This is a genomic window from Microcoleus sp. Pol12B4 (assembly GCF_036701385.1).
In the GTDB taxonomy this organism is placed as follows: Bacteria; Cyanobacteriota; Cyanobacteriia; order Cyanobacteriales; family Microcoleaceae; genus Microcoleus.
Genome location: NZ_JAUBQR010000437.1, coordinates 1 through 1,507, shown reverse-complemented (window position 1 = coordinate 1,507; position 1,507 = coordinate 1). Strand labels below are relative to the sequence as shown.

The following is a 1,507-nucleotide window of genomic DNA, read 5'->3' as shown; positions in this document are numbered from 1 at the left end:
TATCAAAGCAACGCGAATTTTACTCATCTTTCTTCCAATAGTCCGCTAAACTTTTAAAATATCGTCAACTGACTCAGCTAAACTGAGTAAATTTGAGAATGTGTCCTGATTTAGGGTTTTACAGGCTGCACATCATTTGTAAGCATACTCATGCAGCCGCCAAGAATGCAAGTTAATTTTTAAGTTATTTTGCGGCGATGCCTGCACGAGCCTTCATCGGGACAGGTAAGCTCTCAATGTTTTAACAGTTTAACTGAATTATCTCATTGTCCGCCCCTTGATAGAGGTAAAGATATCACTACCGAGATAGATTTGAAGTATAAAAAATTTTGATGCAGTTGGGCCGTCAAAATCAATAAAGCTAGCAGCACGAGTCTTTAGCCGGTGTTAGGGCTCAAGTCTAATGCTTATTGATAAAACCTCTTATGAATCAGTATCACGGCAATAAGTCTTTTGAGTCGGAGTTTTCCGACTCGGAAATATTACACCAAGTATCTGAAATAACATCCTCCCAACCGCAAGTTGGCGACTGCCAAACTCAGGATGATCGCCTGTGGTCGGCAATTCCTCACATAGTTTGGAAAACAAATGCCGACGGCTGGGCGACTTATTTCTGTCAGCGCTGGGAGGAGTACACCGGGGTACCAGCAGCAGCAGCTTTGGGTTTCGGCTATCTGGCGCAGGTTCACCCAGAAGACCGCCCTCGTCTATTGGCGAGATCGCACACTTCTAAGTTTTCACCGCCAAGTTACGAAATTCTATTTCGTCTGCAAACGCGAGAGGGTACTTATCGCTGGAACTTGGCAAGAGGAGGGTCCGCTAATCTAGACACTCAGGAAGTTTTGAAGTGGGTGGGAACCTACATAGATATGGAGCCGATCAAACAAACTCAAGCCGAGCCCCAAGCAGAACCAGAGTTTTGGCGCCATCAAGCGTGCTCGGAAGCTAACTTCAAACCAGAAATATTGTGCGAAGCTCCGACAGTAATAGAGGCTGGGCGGGATTTACAGGTGATAGAGCAGTTTACAAATATATTGAGCCAGCGTGCGGGTAATTGGGGTGAATTGTTGCAAGCCATCGCGGACGCGACTGTGGAGGCGATCGCAGGAGCGGAATTTTGCCTAGTTGCTTTTCTGGAGTCCGATTGCAGCGGCCTCAAACTCAGCGCTGTCGGGGGCACGGACAACTTTCGTGAGGGCAAAACCCCGCACGTGCAGAACAAGCTGCTGTGGAAAGCATTTGCGACGGGAGAGTCTGTACTGTGGCGGTCGGAATGCCGCAAAGGCTTGCTGCCGACGGCGGCTTGTGCAGCGGCGATCGAGTCGGAGCAAAGCGGGCGTTTGGGTGTGTTAGCGATCGGCAACGGGAAAGACAGCAAAGCGATTGACGCGCATACTCAGCAACTGCTGGGGGTGATGGGAAAACAAGCTGCGATCGCGATTAACAACGCGCTGGCGATCGAAAAATTAAAAAAGCAGGAACAGCTTTTAGACTTGCAAAACGAGCT

At 48.5% G+C, this 1,507-nt stretch carries 1 protein-coding gene; it reads left to right on the top strand.

The window, feature by feature from the left end:
* Window positions 1–425: 425 nt before the first annotated feature.
* Window positions 426–1,507 (top strand): PAS domain-containing protein (locus QUA38_RS28860; RefSeq protein ID WP_333167940.1); only part of this gene is annotated, 1,082 nt, incomplete at its 3' end.